Annotated in this window: 19 protein-coding genes; 8 read left to right on the top strand and 11 right to left on the bottom strand. The window is 37.0% G+C overall.

Features of this window, described 5'->3' with window-relative positions; translation table 11 throughout:
* The 3 genes from AN490_RS19005 to AN490_RS19015 form a co-directional block, all read right to left on the bottom strand.
* On the bottom strand, positions 1–961 hold a 961-nt coding region (locus AN490_RS19005), incomplete at its 3' end, for a cadherin domain-containing protein (RefSeq protein ID WP_300006469.1).
* Positions 962–1,025: 64 nt separating this feature from the next.
* Positions 1,026–2,207: a DUF4347 domain-containing protein gene (locus AN490_RS19010; protein WP_300006470.1), complete on the bottom strand. Its 1,182-nt coding sequence runs from the start codon at positions 2,205–2,207 to the stop codon at positions 1,026–1,028.
* A gap of 313 nt (positions 2,208–2,520) precedes the next feature.
* A complete protein-coding gene (locus tag AN490_RS19015) occupies positions 2,521–2,970 on the bottom strand; it encodes a CAAD domain-containing protein (RefSeq protein WP_300006471.1) in 450 nt (149 codons plus the stop codon).
* 355 nt (positions 2,971–3,325) lie between these two features.
* Between AN490_RS19015 and pcrA the strand changes: the two genes are divergently transcribed.
* The 5 genes from pcrA (at position 3,326) to AN490_RS19040 (ending at position 12,463) form a co-directional block, all read left to right on the top strand.
* Complete coding sequence (pcrA, locus tag AN490_RS19020; RefSeq protein WP_300006472.1) at positions 3,326–5,653, top strand: DNA helicase PcrA; 2,328 nt, start codon at positions 3,326–3,328, stop codon at positions 5,651–5,653.
* A 666-nt stretch (positions 5,654–6,319) separates the two neighbouring features.
* Complete coding sequence (hpsA, locus tag AN490_RS19025) at positions 6,320–9,835, top strand: hormogonium polysaccharide biosynthesis protein HpsA (protein WP_300006473.1); 3,516 nt, start codon at positions 6,320–6,322, stop codon at positions 9,833–9,835.
* 23 nt (positions 9,836–9,858) lie between these two features.
* Positions 9,859–10,494, top strand: coding sequence for a type II secretion system protein (locus AN490_RS19030; RefSeq protein WP_300006474.1), 636 nt, complete (start codon positions 9,859–9,861; stop codon positions 10,492–10,494).
* Between the two features lie 304 nt (positions 10,495–10,798).
* Positions 10,799–11,770: a hormogonium polysaccharide secretion pseudopilin HpsC gene (gene hpsC, locus AN490_RS19035; protein WP_366925055.1), complete on the top strand. Its 972-nt coding sequence runs from the start codon at positions 10,799–10,801 to the stop codon at positions 11,768–11,770.
* A gap of 159 nt (positions 11,771–11,929) precedes the next feature.
* On the top strand, positions 11,930–12,463 hold the full coding sequence (locus AN490_RS19040; RefSeq protein ID WP_300006475.1) for a type II secretion system protein: 534 nt from the start codon (positions 11,930–11,932) through the stop codon (positions 12,461–12,463).
* Positions 12,464–12,624: 161 nt separating this feature from the next.
* Here the strand turns inward: AN490_RS19040 and AN490_RS19045 are convergent, their stop codons facing one another.
* On the bottom strand, positions 12,625–12,957 hold the full coding sequence (locus tag AN490_RS19045) for a hypothetical protein (protein ID WP_168652044.1): 333 nt from the start codon (positions 12,955–12,957) through the stop codon (positions 12,625–12,627).
* A 434-nt stretch (positions 12,958–13,391) separates the two neighbouring features.
* Here AN490_RS19045 and AN490_RS19050 point away from each other — a divergent pair, with 434 nt between their 5' ends.
* Positions 13,392–13,994, top strand: coding sequence for an alpha/beta fold hydrolase (locus tag AN490_RS19050; RefSeq protein ID WP_015080207.1), 603 nt, complete (start codon positions 13,392–13,394; stop codon positions 13,992–13,994).
* Between the two features lie 8 nt (positions 13,995–14,002).
* Here AN490_RS19050 and AN490_RS19055 read toward each other — a convergent pair whose 3' ends face one another.
* Positions 14,003–14,881, bottom strand: coding sequence for a 2OG-Fe(II) oxygenase (locus AN490_RS19055; RefSeq protein ID WP_300006476.1), 879 nt, complete (start codon positions 14,879–14,881; stop codon positions 14,003–14,005).
* Positions 14,882–15,387: 506 nt separating this feature from the next.
* Positions 15,388–15,819 (bottom strand): VOC family protein, encoded by a 432-nt coding sequence (locus AN490_RS19060; protein ID WP_015080209.1) that lies wholly within the window; start codon positions 15,817–15,819, stop codon positions 15,388–15,390.
* Positions 15,820–15,876: 57 nt separating this feature from the next.
* Between AN490_RS19060 and AN490_RS19065 the strand changes: the two genes are divergently transcribed.
* Positions 15,877–16,635: a TIGR00297 family protein gene (locus AN490_RS19065; RefSeq protein WP_300006477.1), complete on the top strand. Its 759-nt coding sequence runs from the start codon at positions 15,877–15,879 to the stop codon at positions 16,633–16,635.
* 156 nt (positions 16,636–16,791) lie between these two features.
* On the opposite strand, the gene AN490_RS19070 is transcribed toward AN490_RS19065, so the two are convergent.
* From AN490_RS19070 to AN490_RS19090, 5 genes are all read right to left on the bottom strand, one after another.
* Positions 16,792–18,240, bottom strand: a complete 1,449-nt coding sequence (locus tag AN490_RS19070; RefSeq protein ID WP_015080211.1) for a glycoside hydrolase 100 family protein — start codon at positions 18,238–18,240, stop codon at positions 16,792–16,794.
* 365 nt (positions 18,241–18,605) lie between these two features.
* Positions 18,606–20,333 (bottom strand): DnaJ domain-containing protein, encoded by a 1,728-nt coding sequence (locus AN490_RS19075; RefSeq protein ID WP_300006478.1) that lies wholly within the window; start codon positions 20,331–20,333, stop codon positions 18,606–18,608.
* Positions 20,334–20,392: 59 nt separating this feature from the next.
* Positions 20,393–20,848, bottom strand: coding sequence for a ferredoxin (locus AN490_RS19080; RefSeq protein WP_015080212.1), 456 nt, complete (start codon positions 20,846–20,848; stop codon positions 20,393–20,395).
* Positions 20,848–21,234: a DUF1257 domain-containing protein gene (locus tag AN490_RS19085; protein ID WP_148760211.1), complete on the bottom strand. Its 387-nt coding sequence runs from the start codon at positions 21,232–21,234 to the stop codon at positions 20,848–20,850. Before AN490_RS19085 ends, AN490_RS19080 begins: the two co-directional genes overlap by 1 nt.
* A 38-nt stretch (positions 21,235–21,272) precedes the next feature.
* Positions 21,273–21,482, bottom strand: a complete 210-nt coding sequence (locus AN490_RS19090; protein WP_015080214.1) for a DUF2997 domain-containing protein — start codon at positions 21,480–21,482, stop codon at positions 21,273–21,275.
* Positions 21,483–21,935: 453 nt separating this feature from the next.
* On the opposite strand from AN490_RS19090, the gene AN490_RS19095 reads away from it, so the two are divergent.
* Complete coding sequence (locus tag AN490_RS19095) at positions 21,936–22,793, top strand: peptidoglycan recognition family protein (protein ID WP_300006479.1); 858 nt, start codon at positions 21,936–21,938, stop codon at positions 22,791–22,793.
* Positions 22,794–22,854: the final 61 nt, after the last annotated feature.

Raw genomic sequence — 22,854 nt, forward strand, 5'->3', positions numbered from 1 at the left:
AATCATTACCAGCGCCACCAATGAGGGTATCTGCACCAGCACCACCATTAAGAACGTTATTACCAGTGTTACCTGTAATGATATTATTCAGGTTATTACCTGTACCGTTAATAGCGGTTGTTCCGGTTAAGGTGAGGTTTTCTAAGTTGGTTTTTAATGTCCAAGTAATAGAAGATTCAACGGTATCTATTCCACTATTTAAACCTTCAGCAATGATATCGCCAATATTGTCTACGACAAAGGTATCATTTCCTTTACCACCGATTAAAAAGTCTGTACCTGTTCCCCCGTTCAAGTAGTCATTACCATCTCCACCGGTTAAATCATCGTTTCCTGTACCACCCTTAACCCAATCATTACCAGTAGTACCATCAAAGCTGACTGTACCTGTAAAGCCACTTAAATCAAAGCGTTCAAATCCGAATACTGTTGTCCCAGGAATATCTAATTGATTGGTGGTGTTACTGGTATCTATGGAGATAATATCATTAACTGTCCCTCCGCTGATAATTAAGGTATCTGTGCCATCTCCATATTCAGCATCTATGATATCTTGTTGGGCTGTGGTGGTAAAGCTTTCGTTATCGTTAAGATCAGTTACACTGATGTTTAATTGTTTCTCAAAGGATAACCCACCTTGGTCTGTGGTTTTAACTCTAATGCTATAACTGTTTTTGGTTTCAAAGTCAAAGACAGCGTTGGTTTTAAGTTGGTTTCCAGTAGTGGTAAATAAACTATTATCTGTTGCACCGTCTCCGGTAACTAAGCTATAAGTAAAGGTGTTTCCTGTATCTGGGTCTGTGGTGGTGAGATTACCAACCACTGTACCAATAACTTGGTTTTCGGCAATTGTACTGGTGGATAGTGTGAGGTTGGTGGGTGTTTTGTTACTAAACTCACTCACGTCTATGATTTGTAGTCCTGAACCAGCATCAGCAACATAAGCGTAGTTACCCACCACTTGCACACCATAAGCATAGCTAGAAGTATCATAATTGCCCTTGAGGGTGGGGGTAGTGGGGTTGCTAATATCTATGAGTAGTGGGGTTGCTAATATCTATGATTTGTAGTCCTGAAGACTCATCAGCCACATAAGCATAGTTACCCACCACTTGCACACCTAAAGCATTGCCAGAAGTATAATAATTGCCCTTGAGGGTGGGGTTTGTGGGGTTGCTGATGTCTATTATTTGTAGTCCTGAATGAGTATCAGCCACATAAGCATAGTTACCCACCACTTGCACACCCCGAGCCCAGCCAGAAGTATCATAATTGCCCTTGAGGGTGGGGGTAGTGGGGTTGCTAATATCTATGATTTGTAGTCCTGAATAAACATCAGCAACATAGGCGTAGTTACCCACCACTTGCACACCCAGAGCCGCGCCAGATGTATCATAATTGCCCTTGAGGATGGGGGTAGTGGGGTTGCTAATATCTATGATTTGTAGTCCTGACAACTGATCAGCAACATAAGCGTAGTTGCCCACCACTTGCACACCTGTAGCAACGCCAGAAGTATCATAATTGCCCTTGAGGGTGGGGGTAGTGGGGTTGCTAATATCTATGATTTGTAGTCCTGAATAATAATCAGCAACATAAGCGTAGTTACCCACCACTTGCACACCAAAAGCAACGCCAGAAGTATCATAATTGCCCTTGAGGGTGGGTGCAAATACTCCCTGGTAGCTGTGGAGGGTGTCTGCAACAATATCTGACAAATGTAGAGATGTTCCATGGAATGTCTCTGTAACGGGAATATTCACCTCTAATTCCCAATTTCCCCCTAATGCTGCATTGCCGGTTTTTGTTGTGGAGGCGCTAATGGTGGCGTTGGTAATTTGATGTAATTTGTGAATAAACTCTTCCCCAGCGTCCCCGGCAGCAACGTTACAGCCATATAGTAAAATATTCTGACGTTGCCAGTGTTGTAACTGTTGGGTGTAATTGTGAATATTGGTTAAGTTTAATTGACTATTTCCTAAATACAAGCATCCCGGCGCACCGTGGGAAAGGATGTGAATGGTGGTGATGTGGGGATGTTGTTGTAAAATTTGGCTAATTTGCTCAATCCCGTCTTGATTTGGGGAAATAATAACTGATTTTACACCCTCTACAACTCCTGTTTGTAGGGTCTGATAGTCGGAAACGGAGGCATCAATAAAAACAATAGTTGTCGCGGTTTGACGGAGAAAAGAGTTGCTAAACATATTTTTTTCCTTTTCACTTGGTAACTAAGCTTTCACACCTGCCCGGAAAAGTGCGTTGAAATGCACTCTGATGACATCGAAATCAAAAATTATCCTATTTCTCGAATAAATACCGCTGGTAAGATGTGTTATTTGTAAACACAACCGTGATCTTTAAGTTATAAATAATCTTTTTGTAACACATATTTGGACTTACGTATGTGAAATATTCTAAATTCACAAAAAAACAACGAACTCTTGGCTTTGTAAAAAAGAAAAAAGATCCCCGACTTCTTTAAGAAGTCGGGGATCTAAATTTGTCTAAAGTTGTGAGTTAAGATTTAGAAGTGTGCTTACCGACAACTTGGGATTTGAGGGTGGTAATTTCCCCAGATAACTCTTGTCTGCTGGAGGCTTTGAGTAAATAGCGATAGACAAACCACACAGAATAACCAATACCAATTAATTCAAAGGTAGGTGCTACTAAAGGAACATCATTAAGAGCATCTAATACAGCCAATAGTACCTTAACTGTGACTACTGCTGTCACTACTAAACCAATACTGACAATAGGTTGCTGATATTGACCAAAGAATTTACCTACATAGTCTGGTAATGTCCCCAGAAAACCGGAAATCTGTTGTCCGTATTTCAGCCACTCGTCTTGAGGCTGCATAGGAGGCTGAAGTTTGGTCAAACTCCCGGTTTGGGTGTTAATTTCGGGTATGGTTGTTTCTTTAGACTGGGTTTCTTTAAATTCTGGTTCTTGCATTTTCGTTTCCATGATTTTGAAATTTGAGTTTCTTACCTAGATATTTACAACCAAAAGGCTGTTAATCGGTACTTTCTCTCATTAATCAGGGTGAGAGATTAGGGATTATGGTTTATCTTACATCTACAGTTCTTCACAGTATGACAAAACTTTACACAAAGTCTAGTAACATTAAGTTGCTAGTTAGGAAGCAAGAATAAAACTAAATAGCTTAACATTATATCAAATTTTCTCAAACTTTAGCAATTTAAGTAAGTTTTTATTGTTTTTGCCCCATTATGCTGCTTTCGTTTTATTCTTTGTACTGAGTTTTACCCTTACCGATTAACCCGATAACAAATTGTCCTTTTCATCATTTTTATAGTTTATGACCACAAATATTGATTTCCTGAGTCACCTTAACCCTAGTCAACGTCAAGCCGTAGAACACCACTGCGGACCATTGTTGGTGGTGGCTGGCGCTGGTTCAGGGAAAACCCGTGCGCTTACTTACCGCATTGCTAATTTGATTCTCAAACATGGTGTTAATCCTGAAAATATCCTCGCGGTGACATTTACCAACAAAGCCGCTAGGGAAATGAAGGATAGAATTCAAAGGATATTTGCTGAACAATTAGCCATATCGCAACATGGTAAAAAGTTTGATTTGCTGACAGAATATCAACAAAGCTTACTAAAATCAGAGGTTTACCGCACTAAAATTAAAGATATGTGGTGTGGAACTTTTCACAGTTTATTTTCACGGATTCTGCGATTTGATATCGAAAAGTATCAAGATGAAAAAGGCAGAAAATGGGATAAAAACTTTTCTATCTTTGATGAATCCGATGTGCAAAGTGTAATTAAAGAAATAGTTACTAAAGATTTAAATTTAGATAGTAAGAAATTTGAACCCAAGTCTGTACGCTACGCCATTAGTAATGCTAAAAATCAAGGATTTTCTCCCCAACAATTTGAAAGCGAACAGCCCAACTATCGCGGTAGAGTCATAGCTGATGTCTATAATCGCTATCAAGATAAACTTTCCCAAAATAACGCTTTAGATTTTGATGATTTAATTTTAATTCCGACGAGATTATTTCAACAAAATGAAAAAGTTCTAAGTTATTGGTATCGGAAATTCTGTCATATTCTAGTTGATGAATATCAAGATACCAACAGGACTCAATATGATTTAATTCAGCTTTTGGTCACAAATGGAGAAAGCCGTAAAAGTGAATGGAAATGGCAAAATCGGTCTGTGTTTGTGGTTGGTGATGCTGACCAGTCAATTTACAGTTTTAGAATGGCAGATTTTACCATTTTGCTAGAATTTCAGGAAAATTTTGGCGATGGTTTGGCAGATGATGATACTCGTTCTATGGTGAAATTAGAAGAGAATTATCGTTCTTGTGAAAATATTCTCCAAGCTGCTAATGAATTAATTGAAAATAACACTCAACGCATTGATAAAATTCTCAAAGCCACAAGAGAACCAGGGGAAGCAATTTATTGTCATAAAGCTGATGAAGAAATGGCAGAAGCGGCTTTTGTGATTAACCAAATTAGAAATTTAGAAAATCAACACCCGGAATTAAATTGGGGTAACTTTGCAATTTTATATCGAACTAATGCCCAATCTCGACCTTTTGAAGAATTATTAGTAAAATATCAAATTCCTTATACGGTTGTGGGAGGAATGAAATTTTATGATCGTAAAGAAATTAAAGATGCTGTGGCATATTTAAGGGCAATTAATAACCCTGCTGATACTGTAAGTTTATTACGGGTGATTAACACACCGCGCAGGGGCATTGGTAAGGCTACTGTGGATGCTTTGGTGAATGCTTCCCAGCAATTAGGAACAACTTTATGGGAAATATTAAGTGATGAAACATCTGTAAATACTTTAGCAGGACGTTCGGCGAAAGCTGTAAATAATTTTGCAGCCATGATTTACAATCGTCAAGAACAAATCAAAGTAGTTCCCGGTTCGGAAATCTTACAAGGCATTTTAGAAGATTCTGGTTATATTAAGGAATTACAAGATCAAGGGACAGATGAAGCTGATAATAGAATCAGTAACGTCAATGAATTGCATAATGCTATGTTGCAATTTCAAGAAGAAAATGAGGGTGAAGATATTTCCTTACAAGCATTTTTACAAAGTGCTGCGCTGAGTTCTGATTTAGATAATTTAAAAGAGGGACAAACAGCAGTTTCGCTAATGACCTTACACGCTTCTAAAGGGTTGGAGTTTCCGGTTGTCTTTTTGGTGGGTTTAGAACAGGGGCTTTTTCCGGGTTATCGTTCCTTACAAGATCCTTCATTGTTAGAAGAGGAACGGCGTTTGTGTTATGTTGGTATTACTCGCGCTCAAGAACGTTTATTCTTATCCTATGCCAGAGAACGGCGTTTATATGGGTCTAGAGAACCGGCAATGCGATCGCAATTTCTCGATGAAATACCAGCAGAATTATTAACTACCCAAAATAAAGTTACACGTAGTTCTACTAAAACTACCTCTGCAACTCCTAGTAAACAAAGCACTTCTGGGATTTGGCAAGTAGGTGACAGAGTATTGCATAAGTCCTTTGGGCTTGGGGAAATTACTCACATTTTCGGAGAAGGAAATAAGGTTTCTGTAGCGATTAAATTCCTGAGTTTAGGACAAAAAATAGTAGACCCCAGAGTAGCGCAATTACAAAAAGTTTAATTTTGCATTAGTCCACGCAGATGGACTTTGCTTGTGTAGATGCGGTTTCTAACCGCCAATTTTGCTTGATCAATACCTTGTTCAAATCGAAAAAAGTCTTGATTTGTAGATTGGGTTGAGGTACGTATCCCTGACGGGGGGTGAAGCCATAACCCAACATGAGCCTTGGGTTGCTGTTGCTTTATCAAAAATTTATATAATTGTTGGTGCAATTGTCTAAGCAAGTGGGTATATTATCAGTATTCAGGAGAAATATAGTATTTGCAGTTGAAAAATTCAGTATTTTCCAGTTTAGAACTTGGGTATCAACAATGCTATAAAAGAAATACGATGAATAGAAATAGGCAACTATTCCCATAAAACTCCAGTAGTTGCTCCCACCAATATATACTCAAAACGGTTGGGACATGGACTTTTGTAAAATCACGAAAAACCTAGATTTGTAGGGGTAAAGCAAAAGCTCATGGGTGTCAACTTAACGTAAAACCCATAGCCCGATTGGGAATTCATTCCCAGTCTAATAGCGGAAGTTGTCTTTTGATGACTAAAAAACCTGAAAATTGTTTAGTAAACTTTAGTTTACTTTGGCTATTAGCCTGTGAAATTCATTTCTGGGCGGGTGTGGAAGCCAAACAAATAAGCCATTTGTAGCTTAAGTTGACACCTATGAGCATTGCTAAACCCCTACCCGCTCAATTATTTATCAGGGAAGCAGTCATGTCTCAAAAACGTCACCCATTGCAAATAATCACAAAAAACTCCACAAGATTTATCCGGCGGTTTTTAGCAAATATAAAAAAACAACTCATTTGGTTATTGCGAACTGTTTTTAGTAGTCAAAAACAACAGCAGTCCGCAAATGCAGGTTTCGTATTGCCAACAGTGGTAATGGTATCGGTAGTAGTAGTTTTATTAACCACTGCTATCATGTTCCGCTCCTTTGACCGCCTGAAAAATGCTAATAATGTCCGTGTCAATGAGTCTGTTATCACTGCTGCTACTCCAGCAATTGATAGAAGTAAAGCAAAAATTAGTAAATTATTGCAGGATAAAACTCTGTCGAAAACTACACCAACAGACGATGATCTATATAATGCTCTTGTTAATAATATAGATAAATATACATTTAGTGATGAAACTAAACTAACACTATCTTTACAAGGACAACCATCACTACAAACAGCTTGGAGGTTTCCTGTTGATACTGACAGCAACGGGGAATTTGATAGCTATACCCTCTATGGTATTTATTTTAAAACTCCACCCGTGGTAAATGGTCAGTATAGCAGAGCCAGAAATGCTTTAGAAGCCAGAAATGTACCAATAGTCAAAGGGACATTAAATGCTAATTGTGGAAGTACCAACACCAGTTTAGTAGGTAATACTGGTTGGGTGAGACAAGATAATGAAATCAAGAAAGCCTTTTTTGTTTATACCGCTGTAGCCAGAATTACTGATCCTCCCAATACTAACTATGAAGTATATAATCGTGATATCCCTAATAGTCTAGCCGGGGCTGTAGAGTATCAACAAGACAGGGTACAAACACCAACAAATAACAATGCTGTTGTTTATGACGATGATCTAGAATTAAATTCTTCTACAAATTTGAATGGTGGGGTTTTTACAAATAGTAATTTACTGGCTGCTGGAAGTGTTAGTAATATTAGTAATCTTAGATTATATCAAGTTAGTAGTAAAGCGTCCTGTTTCTATAAACCTAAAAATGCCAAAATTATTGTTGGTGGTAATTTAGCTCTGGGTAAGTTTACTGATGCACGTGATACGGGTGGAGCAACTGTTGATTTATACCAAGGTAAAACCTCCAATGTTACTACTGGTTCTTTAACAAAATCAGTGACAAATAGTCCCAGAGATACAGCCTATAATAACCTAGCTTATATAAGGCGGATTAATAAATTAATTGATGCTCGAATTGCTGCTGATTCTACAGGTGCTAATGATCCAACAGAAGTTACAAACGGTCTTGCACTCAAACAAACAGCATTAGGAATAACATTTGACAGTACAGAGCGCCTTAAATACCGTCGTCAACAATTAGAAATTTACTTTAAAAGACGGACTCGTCGTGTACCTTATACAGAAGTTGCTTTTGGTGCTACAGAAATATATCCTAACCCATTATTACAAGGATCTGCTAATACCCTGCGTCCCATTGATAGCTGGGTTTATCCTACGGACCCAACAGACGGTAAAACAGGTGGTAGTTATACTAATCTATCACTCAACATTAGCGGAACATCCTTAGAACCCAACGCCAGCGACCCAAAAGAATTGAAGAAAAATAGCGGAAAAGAAAAACTATTGGGTGATAGAGTTCTAGTTAGTAACAATTTACCCGAACTGAGGTGGGATACAAGTAAAAATCAGTTTATTGGTTCATATCAGTTTATTGGTTCATACACTGAGGATACCCAAGATATTACTGGCATTACATGGGATTTACCAAGTGATACTACTCAAACTCGGATACGACCCTCTTTAGTACGGAATTTAGCAGATATTGGTTCTACAGAAAGAGATGGAGACTGGGAATTAGCAGCAGCCAAAGTACCAACAAGCACCACAGATCCGGTGGGTGGTTTACGAGTTGTTACGGGGGCAGGTGTTTATTTGAGTAGAAATGATACTCCTAGTAGTATTAACAGTAACGTAAAAACAATATTGCCTGATAATGCAGGAACAATAAGTTCTACGGATACAACAACACCTTATCTAAAAATGCGGGCTACAGCAGTTTATCACTACAAGTCTACTGACTACAATGCCCAAACGCCCAAACCTATAGCTTGTGTGAGTAGTTATTACGATCCTACTGATAATAGGAGCTACAAAAACATGAACAGCTTACCAGATGCTTCTAATCTTGAAAAAGACGAAGATGGTAAATCTAATAGGGGTATAGTTTATCCTGCACCTACTAGGACGGAAAGTTATTATTCTTCAGTCTTGACATATCTATCTGAGTTAAGGTATAATAATGGACGTTTGATAGATGATGGATTACTAGCTAGAGCATTAGCAAAAAAACTAGCACCAACAAATAGAACTATATCAGAGCAGTCTGCCATTGATGCTCAGATTTGCGCTCTACAAATTCTAGATGGTAGTATTAATCCTAATAATTCCGTTATTCCCCATGGTGCAATTTTTGAAACCTTCTTTTCTGACCAGAGAGAAAATCAAAAAGTTCGCGCTACAGTTTTAGACTTGAATCTACTACGCACAAAAACCATTGGTGGTTCAGAATATTTATTACCCAATAGCGGTATTATTTACGCGACTCGTGATGATGCTTTACCAGATATCAGTGCGGGTAATACCGACGCTGGAAAACTTGAAAGTCCTGTAGATTATTCAGACGACACCACACGCCGTCCCAGTGCAATTATACTCATTAAGGGCGGGAAACTGTGGCGAACAAATACCTACAAGGAAGAGGAAAAGGGGTTAACTTTAGCTACCAACTTACCAGCGTATATTAAAGGTGATTTTAATCTACACACTCAAGAGGAATTTACACAAACACTTGCAGATGATTGGAATAACTTCTACACTCGCACCACTTTTAATAATAACTTTGCTTGTCGTTCTCGTGACTCCAGATTTCCTAATTGTACCACAGGTGACGAATGGCGACCTGCGAATATTTTAGCTGATGCTGTTACTTTGCTTTCTGGAGACTTCGACTTCAAGGAATTGGGTTATACAATAGGTAGCCAACAAACAGCTAAGAATGATACTACTTTTAATCTGATTATTGCTGCTGGTGACAATCCTGCTAAACCTACAGTAGATAATGGTGGTCTAAATAACTTGGTTCGCGTTATAGAAAATTGGAGTGGTAGGAAAATTAAGCTAAATGGGGCTTTTATGCAGGTAAAAAAGAGTGCCTATGCTACAGGGACAAATCCACCTCAGACACTTAATAATCCCCCGACAAGACAGTGGAGTTACGATGTAGGGTTGTTATTTCAGTCACCCGACTTATTTGCCAGTAAACTCGCAGTCACACCACCTGAACCACCGGATGAATATTTACGGGAAGTTAGCAGAGATGATACATGGGTACAAACTTTGTTATGTGCTAAGGAGACTTCTAATCCTAATAACTTTGCCATAAGAGATCAAAAACAACGACCTGATAGCTGTCAATCATAAAACTTATAAGGAGGTGAGAAACAATGATCAAAACCAAACCACAGCCCAAAAATTTATCTTACAATGACTCTGGTTTTACAATTATTGAGGTACTAGTAGGGGTAGTTTTCATTGCTATTCTATTGGTTACTATATCACCCGTCCTGGTCATGTCCACGGCTGTCCGGGTGCAGTCGAAAGGTATGGAAAAAGCCGTTCAAGCTGCTAAGACATTTATTAATGGTGTCAGCAATAATTCAATTTCAGCGCCCACTGAAGTAATTACAGAAACTCCAAATACTCCTATAAATCTAGAAACAGCAATGCCGGTTCCTCAACAAACAGATACAGATTTGTATTTCTTTAAGAAAGATAGCAGCATCATTGCTAACTGCAATCTAATTAATCCAATTTCAACTTGTCAACCACAAGATGCCCCATTTGATGAATTTTACATTCAAGCGGCTCAAATAAAGCCCGCAGGTACGAAAACAAGTGATGGCTATCGTCTAGCGATTAGAGTATATAGAGAAGATTTGAATTTTAATCAAACTATTCTAGGGTCTAGGACAGGTGGTATTTTAGTTAATAAACAAGCGCCAATCTTGATAACAACAGTTGAGATTAGCGGTAGTACCACTTTTGGCAGTTTATGTTCCCGCTTGGGTTGCGTTCAATAATCAACCTTGTCAATAAATTGGTTTATCCCTGATGTTAATCCAATCAAATTCATCATTAATTTTCACATAAAAAGCGGGTAAAATACCCACCGTGCAATAATTTAATCTAAGAGGATGTTTGAAAAGTGGTATTCCGTAATTTTCATCACATTGCTACCCCCCTTAGTCCCCCCTTGTAAAGGGGGGAAACAATAAAAGGGTGGGGTAAAAAATATTTGATACATCAACCATAACTTTTCAAACACCCTCTAAATCAGAAACATCTGAAAATCTGCCTTTGGTGCATTTAAAAAAGGACAATACAATGATGATCAAGATACTTCAATTTATATTCAAAAATCAATTCAAAGCCTCAAAATATCTTGATAAATCTGCTGGGTTTACTCTCGTTGAATTGTTAGTAGCTTTAGCGATGTCATCTATAATTATCACACTATTACTAGAGTTTATGATTAGTGTGATAAACACAGATAGCAATGAGCAAATTAAGATAAATTCTGAGCAAGAAATCCAAATAGCACTGGATCATATTTCTCGTGATTTACAAGAAGCTATTTATATTTATGATGCTGCTGGTATTGACAAAATAAAATCTCAACTGCGTTACCCAAATGACAATACTAAAACTCCTATATTAGTTTTTTGGAAACGGAATTTTGTTAGTCAGGTGATTCCCACTGCGTCAGGAAAAGATGATGCTTTTGTACATTCATTAGTTGCTTATTATTTAATTAAAGATACTAACACAAATTGGTCACAATCTGCTCGTATCGCCAGATGGGAAGTTAAAGACGGTGTGGAAGTTCCTACAGGAGGTGTAACTTGTTCAGGATATACTAAAAAGTATGTTAATGCTGATAACTGTCCTGATCCAGGTTTTAATCCCTTTAATATAGCTCAATCCAACACTGTAGAAGATGCCATGATCAATTGGCAGAAATCTGGAGATTATAGTAGTGGTAATACGGCTGATGTGTTAATTGACTACGTAGATCAAACCACAGATTCTCCACCAGCGGCCACCTGTCCAGCTAATACCACAACACCACCCATTACATGGTCAACAATAACGCCAAGCACAATAACGCCAAGTAATGGTATGACCGGGTTTTATGCTTGTGTAGATAAATCCAATACAACAGCAAAGGTATTTATTCGGGGTAATGCCCTAGCTCGCAGAGAAATTGATCCAAATAGAATAAAATATACGAACATGAATAAAAGTTATTTTCCCACGGCTAATGCGATTGTTCAAGGAGCAAAAAGTGGCTATTAATCATTAACTTAAAAAGTTAATTGTCCGACTTTTGACACTGGTTCATAAAGTAATAATTTCACAATAGCTATAAAAAAATCAAAAATTCAGAAAAAAACGGCATATAAAAAATCATCCCACATAGCAATATATATATGTTTTGCTTGCAAATAGTCAGGGATGAATTATTTACAAAATAATCGCTCTAATAGCGGTTTTACTCTGATAGAAACGATTACAGCACTATTAATGATTGGTATACTATCAGCAATAGCTGCACCAAGCTGGTTCGCTTTGATCAAGACTCAGCACTTAAATATTGCCCAAGATCAAGTTTATCGAGCCATGCGTGAAGCCCAAAGCCAAGCCAAAAAAGAAAAGTTGACTTACCACGCTAGTTTCCGAGAACAAAATAATAATGTTCAATGGGCAGTTCATCCGGCTACAATTGACCCATCTAATGCTAAATGGAATGACTTAGATCCTAGTGTGCAGTTAGATGTGGTGGAATCAACATTACAATTGTCTAATGGCGTGAGACGAGTCCCATTTGATCATATTGGGACTGTGAAACCCCCATTTGGCCGAATCACTCTATCTAGTGAATCTGGTGGAAAAGCCAAGCGTTGCGTTATTGTTTCCACTATATTAGGCGCAATGCGAACCGCTAAGGAAAATCCCACTCCTGATAGTGGAAACAGGTATTGTTATTGATTCAGACAGATTCAGCCAGATACCCGACTTCTTAGAGAAGTTGGGTATCTATGGGTTTCTACGTCCCCATAAATCGCTACTACACAAACAAAGTCCACCTGCGTGGACTAATGTAAAATAAGTTTTATCTGTATAGCCACGATTTATAATCGTTTTGATACTTATCCAGGAGTTTTAACTTGACGGGCCATATCTAAAAAGACATTCATATTTACCCCTGGACGACGACGAGGACTATTCAGAGGAATGAGATATTTGGTGGCAAAATTGGTTTCCGTGGGGACTGATATTTTCACGGGTTCAGGCTTAATAACTTTTACTGCTGCTGGTGTAACTTTTGGTTCAGCTTTTGGTGCTACTGTTGCTGGTGCTTGAGTAACATTAGCTTCTTCAGCTTCTTCTTTTAGCTCTAAGTAGTAGTTATTACCTTTTTTACCAAAAAGTCCGGTAATAAAACCCACGATACCCGCAATGATATTTTTGATAAAGCCCATAAAAAATGCTCCTGGTTTGAATAGTCTAGAACGTGACCGAAATTATTAAAAATCACGGTGTAATATTACATTTGATTGCGTTATCTGCGGTCAATTATTAGACCTACTGCTTGCTAATTAAAAGCCTACGGTTACTACTAGCACCGCAGGGCGGAATTAAAAATTAACAATTAAAAATTAAAAAGCAGATTGTATAAGCTTTTTAGGGACTTTTAATGGTTATCTTACTTACGCTGTACTGTACTAGTAATTATTTTTAGGTTTTTTATGTTAACAACGGTATCCGGTAAATAACGCAAATTAATTATTAAATTTTATTATAACTATAAGATTATGAGAACTTATTTAATAAATCTTAATAATTTTTCGGCAGTCACAAATTTGGTATATTTTATATATTTTCGATTACAATACTGAGATAAATAATCAAGATTATGGCAACAAAACAGCAAAATCCCGTTTTATTAGTGCATGGGATTAACGATACTGGGGCAGTTTTCAATAAAATGGCATCTTATCTCAGAGAACAAGGTTTGTCTGTGCATACGGTGGATTTAGTCCCTAATAATGGTGCTGAGGTTCTGGATAAATTAGCGCAGCAGGTAGCTAATTATATAGCTACTACCTTTGAAGCAGAACAACCATTTGATTTAGTTGGTTTTAGCATGGGTGGTCTTGTTAGCCGTTATTATATTCAGCGGTTGGGGGGAATAGATAGAGTCCAGCGATTTATCACCATTTCTTCACCCCATAAAGGAACTATAGTTGCTTATGGTACTTGGTTAGCTGGTGCTGTGCAAATGCGTCCTAATAGTGATTTTATCAATGATTTAAATTCTGATGTCGAAATGTTAAAGCAGTTAAATTTTACATCTATTTGGACACCTTATGATTTGATGATTTTACCTGCGGAAAGTTCGCAACTTGGTATAGACAAAGAAGTAATTTTACCCGTAATATTACATCCTTTAATGTTAACAGATATTAGGGCTTTAAGAATAGTAGCAAAAGCCTTAATAGCACCACTAAAACCATGAACTTGGATTTACCAAAAAATGCACTTTTTTTGTGTTTCTGAAAGATTCTTACTCAGTAAAAGTAAATCTTTATATCCGAGAGTAGATGTACCATATAATGTTTGTTTATATCGTCTAGAAGTGTAATCAAAAAATATCGCAAATCTGTCTGAATTTATAGGTGGCTTACCACGATGAAAAATATTAGAAGTCTCGGCAATGATGACTGTACCAGCAATTCCCGTACATGATTTATAAACTTCTGAAGATATAACACCTTGCATAATCTTATCTTGGATGTAGCCAGATGTGTATTTTAAAGAATCAGATATTTTTGAGGTTAAAGATTTAGGAATATATTGAAATGGTCCATAATCTTCGCTAACATCATTTAAGTAAATGATAATCTTTAAAATTTTTCTATCTTCTTGATCTATGTGCCATAATCTCGAACCTGCTTCTAATTGATTGGCAATATCTCGACGAAAATATACACCTTGATAAGCTACTGGTAGACAAATATAATTTTCAACTATATTCAGTAACCTTTGTTCCAGTCCCCACAGGAAAATTTGGGGATACTTCATAATTTGTTCTGAACTAGCATGAACAACAATTTGATCTGAATGATTAAATGTATCCTCTGATATTTTTTGCATCAGGTATTGGGCAGATTTCCACATATCAATAGTAGATGTAATTCCCAATTTGTCTAATGTCGTTATGAAAACTCCTTCTCTTTTGATAATCTCAATTAAATCAATGTCGTGTGCTGAAAGAAGAGGCAGATTTTGCAGATTTTTTTCTATAGCTTGTTGATAAAAGCAATCAGCTTGATATTTAAAAAATGGATATTGATAAATTTTCTTGAATATTTTCGTCCTAATTTTCAGTAAAATTTTATCCACAAATTCTTGTCCTTGTATTGTTAGAAATTAATTTCCATTACAAAAGAAGGGAACAGATAAGAAACACTCATTTGCACCAGTTTAGAGCTTCTGTCCAAAAAAAGATGTTTTTAAAAGATGCGTAGCCAGAAAAAAACAGTGTCATTATTTCAATCTCATGTTTTTAAACATGAGTTTTTCCTGTGAGAAAGTTGCCCGTTCCCTGTTCCCTCTGAATTAGATTAATTTCAAAACTATGAATACAGCACTTTCCGGTGTTATGAGGTACATATCCAGCGGGCAAGATGCCCGCACTACAAGAGTTTCATAATTCAAGTTTGTACCTCATGAGATCTATCAATGGAATTAACATTAAGATATCTATTTTTATAATCATAAAAATCATACTATTGATACTTGTCATAATTAATTGGTTCTGTTTATGATAATTTGCATAAAAAAAGTGGATGTTTTTACCCACTTCACAATATTTATACTATGAGTATATGTTGCTTATTTACTGCCCTCTAAGTTTTATCACCAATTGCAGTATATTCAGTACCTTCAAAAATTGCCTTTGGATGACAATAATACTTAAATTCCATTAAGTTATAAAAAGGGTCTTCTAAAAAGAAAGTGCGATGTTCTAGGAGAGAATCAGTAAAGCGGTTTTTTGGTTCTTCTCGAAATTTTAGATCTTTGTTTTTTGCCCTTGCTAGTAATTCTTGCCAATCTTCTTCTTTGGTAAAAATTAGGCCAAAATGTCGCGGATAAATGGCTTTTTGTGGTGTTAAAATATCCTTGGTAACATGAGCTACTAATTGATGTCCATAAAGATTGAGAATCAAAGCATGAGGGCTTTCTCTTCCAGGTATGCAGCCTAAACCGTCCACATAAAAGGCTTTGGTTTGGGGAATATCAGCAACGGGAAAAGCGAGATGAAATAAAATTTTGTTCATAGATTGAGCAGTTATGTCTGATAATATTATGGCAAAAATACTCATAATTTAGCAGCCATGTTGTCTTTGATTGATTCTTTAAATCCCTGGTTAATGGGATTAGGCTTAAATACGATTTTACTGGGAATAGTAGCCATTATTCCGAAAAAGTTGCTCACGCCCGCAGGTATACTTAATGCTGGGTTATTGGGAATTATCATTTGGGGAACACTAGGTTGGCAAGGATATCTAGTGGTAGTGTTTTATTTTCTTGTTGGTTCTGGGGTAACACGGATTGGTATGGCCGAAAAAGAAGCCGCAGGAATTGCCGAAAAGCGTGCCGGTGCAAGAGGTCCAGAAAACGTATGGGGTTCAGCATTAATAGCGGCTTTCTGTGCGTTGGGACTGTTGTTTTTCCCTGATTTTAAATATTTACTATGTTTGGGTTATGTCGCCAGTTTTAGCACTAAACTATCTGATACTACCGCGAGTGAAGTTGGTAAAGCTTATGGTAAAAGCACCTTTTTAATTACGACATTGCAACCAGTTCCTAGAGGGACAGAAGGGGCGGTAAGTTTAGAAGGAACTCTAGCTGGTATGGTAGCATCAATAGCGATCGCACTCATTGGTTGGGAAGTAAATTTAATTAATCCTCTGGGAATAATTTGGACTGTCTTAGCTGCATTTATCGCTACCAATTTAGAAAGTGTCATTGGTGCAACTTTGCAATCTAAATATACTTGGCTTACCAATGAAGTTGTCAATATTATTAATACCTTGATTGGTGCAACTGCGGCAATTATCATGGCGTTAATTTACCAAAGTATCTTTGTTTAATTATTGACTCAACGCCAAGATTAATTGTTAAGTTTCTTTGAGGTAAGGGTTTAGTAATGCTAAACCTCTATAGGATCTAAAATTTCAATGTAAAAAAAGCCCCATATAATTATAAAGAGGCTAAAGAAAAGATATTCATTGTTAACAGATATTTGACTACATAGACAGATAAGGATCTATATTGCCAACTTCAAATTCACAGGCTCTAGAAACCACATCTGGAGGTAATTTATCAAAACTGATTAATGGTAAATAATCAGGATTATCTATGAGTTCCTTTGCTAATAAAAACCCAGCAATTGTCCAAGTTTGATATTTCCTCGCTTGTTTACCAATTAATCTCCCTTTTTTACCATCGTAATATTCTGGCCATTCATCTTCACTCAGTCTAGCTGTAGCAATTTCAATGGCTTTTTCTGCTAACTGTGGTTTTTTGGTTTTCACTGCTGCTGCTGCTAACATCCACATTAAAACAGGCCAACTTCCGGCATTATGATATGACCAAGGAATGTTTTTGGGATCACATCCTGTGACTACTCGATATTCTTCACCTTGTAAGGCAGGATAACAGATTTTAATAGGCATATCTCCTACTAAATCATCCCATCGTTTTTCGATCAGATTCATAATGGCTTGGGACTGTTCTTCAGTAGAAAGATCAGAAATCACAGCCATCAAATTTCCCAGAGTAAAGAACCGAGTATCCATTTGTGATGGTCCAACATTTCCCGCAAAATAACCACCTTTTTTCGGTAGCCATTTATCTAATTCATAATAAGGTAAAGAATCTGCATAAATATTGAAAAGATTGACCGCAGTTTTTCCGTATTCTTCACCTTTAAAGCGATAAATTGCATTCAGACGATTAATATCTATCCAATAATGCTGACGAATATGTCCACACAATAAAGGTAAGCGGTTATCAATTGCTTCGATAATATCCCCATTCCCTGTGCAAATTAGTAATTCCCTCGCAGCCCGTAAAGCCGCAAAAAATAGAACTTGAATTTCTAAAGGATGGCCATAAATCCCCATGCGTCTATCTATCATACAAGCACCGTCAGGAACTAACAGCGTGGGGTACATATCAAAACGATTGGCCAAACAGATATCCATAATTAACCTAATTCCTGTTTGGAATTCAGGTTGATAAGCTAAGGAAGAATCATTTGTAGCGACGACATAAGCCCGTAATAAAATTAGCCACCATAAACAAGAATCTACAGGTGTAACTCTAGCAATAGCGTGTTCACCAAAATCAGCTTCTAAAAATTCTTCCCCATTGGCAGAAACAACTTTGAAACTGGCTGGAATTAGCCCTCTACCGGGTTTATAGGCATCTAAGGCCTTTTCTTTCGGTTGCAACTTTAATGTTTCTTCTAGGAAATTTTTGACAATATCTGTTCTGCCTTTAATCAAAAAAATTAAAGCCGAAGAAACAAAATCTCGGATAAAACATTGGTCGTAATTTAGGGCTTCTACGGATGAATCATAAGCCGCTAGAGTTCCTACTGGCTGACCTTTGTAGTAGAGAATTGAATTCTCTAATGCAAGCCAAGCTTCATTTTCTATATTTTTACTTGTCTCTAATTTGTTTAGTTGCATTACCAGACTAACTCCATTTGGATAGTAGATTTGTTGGGAGTAGATGCACCTTTAATTATTCTTTATGCCCTTTTCATGATAACTTTGAAATAGCAAATATCAATCCAGTCAAAATACTAAAACTCGGTCAATGTCAAAATCTAACTGCATCATATTTAGCAGTTTTTTCAATCTCTGAAAATGCACTTTATTCTCCGTGTAAAATCACCTCAATAGAGTATATCTGCTTAATCAGGAATTGATCATTGACATGACAAAATATATTATTCCCCTACAACCTAACAATTTATAACGTTTTTTCCGAATATGCAATATAAACAATTAAAAAAAATTGAGGTATTAATACTGATGAAGCGATATATATTTTACAAGCTATTCATAAGCTGAAACTTTTGATATGCTTGATTGACTGCTTGCATGGCAGTTTTGGCACTGACAGAAGTGTTAATATCAGGATGATATAATCTGGCTAATCTCAAGTAGGCAAGTTTGACATCTTTGGGGTGAGTTTTCGGTTTTATGCCTAAAATTTCCCACCATTCCCCAGTTAAGGGTAAATCATCACTGCTGTGAACCTGCCGCCAAATCTTGAGAGTGCCACCTTTACCACCACTAATCAATATTTTACCATCTGGACTGAAAGCTAGGGGACTAAACCCAGAAATAGTTTCTAGCAATTCCCCAGTTTCAAGATTCCAAAGTTTGATAATTCCATCTTGACTACTACTAGCAATAATTTTACCATCAGGGTGAATAGCGATCGCAGAAATAGCCGTTGAGTGTTTATTGAACGTGTATTGCAATTCCCCAGTATGGAGATTCCATAATTTGATTGTACTATCTGCACCACCACTAATCAGGGTTTGATTATCGGCAGTAATTGCTAATGTATTTACTGCGGCTAAATGCTGATTAATGGTATAAAGTGGTTCACCAGTTTGTAAATTCCAGATTCTGATAGTTTTATCAGCACTGCCACTAACAAGAGTTGTAGAATCAGGACTAATAGCAATAGCTAAAACTGCATCTGTATGTCCATTTAAAGTGTGTTTAATCGTTCCTGTATAACTTCCCCAAACTCTGATAGTTTTATCCGTACTACCACTAACAATAATATTACCATTGGGACTGAAAACAAGTGCATTAACAAAACCATTATGACTATAGGGAGAACTTAAATAAGAGAATGTGCAATTATATTTTTTTGTTTCTAATTCCCAACTGCTGATTTTCCGATCTACACTACCACTAATTACCTGTTTTCCGTCGGGACTAATAGCTACAGATAACACAGCTTCAGCTTGTCCAGAAAAAGTATATAGCAACTTTCCAGTTTGCAAATTCCATAAATTAACTTGTCTGTCATTGCTACCACTAACTAAGGTTTTATTATCAGGATGAATAGCAAGACTATTCACGGTAGCTGTGTGTCCTTTGAGAGTTTTTACACATTGCCAAACTTCCGTTATTTGAGGAGTTATATTTAATATTTTGGGTTCAACTTCTGGTTTAAATTGAGGAGATTTACCTTGGATTTTGGACTTTAATTGTTTTAATTCTTCCTCAATTTTTAAAGCTGTAAATTTGGCATTTATATCATCACCAGATAGTTCTAGTAATGCTTCTAAATAATAATAATCATCATTATTTAAAACTTTTGTTTCCATGCGTTCAAAAACTTGCATGGGAGTTTCCCTAAATTCAGAATCATCTAATAATTTAGCCACACCATAAGCAGCAAGTCCTAAAACTGCACCAATTCCTGTCATTGATACTGTACCAATACCAAAAGCTAAACCAATTTTAGGTGCAACAAATCCTATGCCACCGATAACATTAGAAACGCCAACACCACCAATAGCACCAATACCCATTGCACCAAAAACGGCGCTATCCCCTGCTATAATTCCTTTAAAAGCACCATAAGCAGCAGCGCCAACAACCGCACCGGCAACAGTTACAGCAGCAGCACCTATTCCCACACCACCAAAGCCTCCAGCTATTCCCATACCTCCGACTGTGGAGGAGATACCCGCACCTGTTAAAGTTCCGGTGGTGATGAATGCTGCACCTGTTTGAGATGTTGGTTTCATGCTTACGTCAGAATCAGGATTTATAGGATTTAAGGATTGAACACTAAGTTGCTGGTAATTTAAGAACTAGATTTTTTTAACTTTTGTTTTTTCCGGCGTTTTTCTGTAATGGCTACACCATGTTCTACGGGATAACCAGCTACGGGAATTACCTGATATTTTCTGTCTGCTTCTAAATTTTTCAGTTCTGTGTAATCAACCCAGTGAATACAATCAACAGGACAGGTATCTATGGCTTCTTGAACTACCTCTTCTATATCTCCATCTTGACGGAGGACACGCGATCGCCCATAATCTTCTTCAATGAAAAAAGTATTTCGGGCAACATGGGCGCAATGTTTACAGCCAATACAGGTAATTTCATCAACATAAACACCTTTTTGCCGCACTAATCCGCCTAATTCCGGTTCTAAACCAGAACGTTCGGGGACATCTCGCAAAAGACTCCCTAATTCTGGTTCTAAACCGGAACGGTTATATTCCTCTTCTGGTGACGACGGCGGCAAATTAGACATTACGCACTCCAGCGTTGTACTACTAGGCGAATAGAACCATCTTTCTGTTGTTGTTGTTCGGCTACCTGGAAGCCAACTTTAGTAGTTTCTTTAACTACTGTTTGATAAGCATAACGTTGAGTTACTTCACGAACAAACCCATCCACAGATAGATTTTGTTGCCAATATTGTAAATCTGCAACTAATTCGTATTCTTGACCATTCCATCTAAAACCGATATCGTAGCCATTTTGCTGTTCAATTGTGACTTCGGCTGCATGAGTTTGACCACGATAACCCCGCACCTCACCAGGTCCAGGTTTCCAGTCTATTCCCAAGTCAGAAAGGGCATCTTTCAAGGATTCCAGATTACGAATCTGTGTCTTAATTTGGCTAAAGTGTGACATGGTGGTTTGTAATCAATGAAATTAACTAGTTGGAAAACTTACCATTCGCTGTGGGCGGTTTGTGTATCCACCACACTATTTTGTTGCGGGTTAGTGGCAAAAAACTCTGAGGTTGGTTCATTACTCAACACTCGTCCTAGCTGGGCTTCTATGGCTGCTGTTACCTCAGTACAAGATGCACCGATAATACCGGTGACTTTTTCTTGGACTCGACCATCTGGATAAATGATGAATTCTAATGTTTCCATACTTTGAAAGCCAACCTAGATAGTATATTTGAACTTTGCTGGTTTACCAGACCTACTCAAAATTTAGGGATAGGAACTTAGATACAAATTTGCCACTTGTCTCATAATGTTCCATATTTAAGCACATATATTTCATAATTTTTACAAAAGTTATTATTTTAGATTAGTATTTACGTTCGTTAGTTATAAGTTTCTCTTAACCTGATCAATTAGTCAAGATGAGGACTGCTAAAGACCAAAAATTATCAAAAATCTGATTAAATAAAGCTTGTAGGCAAAATCCCTAGTCAGGAATGAATATGAAAAAAATCTAAAATTTATGGAAAGATCTTATCATTATCATTGAATTGAACCAAGTAATAGGTTTGACAGTGGTGATCAGGTATAATTGTTACTGGCTCTGCCATGGATATTTACAGACATTACACTATATTACCAATTTTAAATAAAAATATGAGATTTAGAGACTGGGCGACTAGAGTAATACTAATTTTTTTGATGTTAGCTACCCTAACTTTGGCTGTATTTATTGGGGGTGCGAGACAACAACACAATCAGACAATTGCATCAACTTCGCAAGGGACAACTGAGTATCAATATCCACCAGCGCAATTACAGTCAACAATAACTAAACCAGAAAAAAAGCGAAATTTAATCCCGTCTCCCGCAAAGGTTAAAAAAATTAATCCTCTGTATATAACTACTAGAGATTTCGCTAATTATAGACCTAATTTTGCCCAGGTTACAGTTGATCCTAGCAATTATGGCGATCGCTATACCGCAGATGTTAATGGTGTACCTTGTAATAATCAAGCCATTATTGTCCTTCATGAAACTACCAATTCTACTTCTAGCGCCATTAATTTTTTTCAAACACCTCATGATGATGAAAGTGTTCAAGCTAGTTATCATGCCATAATTACTTTAGAGGGAAAAGTTATTTATCTAGTTCCTCCAGAAAAACGCGCTTTTGGTGCTGGTAATTCAGTTTTTAAAGGTGTTAATGGTGTGGAAACTGTGCAAACTAATCCTAATTTACCCCCATCTGTAAATAATTTTGCTTATCATGTATCTCTAGAAACCCCGACCGATGCTTGGGGGAAAAGTAATATAGAAGCACATTCAGGATATACAGAAGCTCAATATAATTCTTTAGCTTGGTTAATTGCTCAAAGTCAAGTTCCAGATGATAGAATTACAACCCATCGTGCGGTAGATGTGGGGAATGGGAAAGTTGATCCTTTAAGTTTCAATGGTGAAAAGTTTCTCAATAAATTGCATTCTTTTCGGCAATTACAAAATTTTAATTAGTTCGTAAAACAAAATTCTGAGGATTTAATTTAGTTAAAACTTATGCAGAATCTCAAATAAT

It is taken from the genome of Anabaena sp. AL09, from assembly GCF_001672255.1.
In the GTDB taxonomy this organism is placed as follows: domain Bacteria; phylum Cyanobacteriota; class Cyanobacteriia; order Cyanobacteriales; family Nostocaceae; genus Dolichospermum; species Dolichospermum lemmermannii.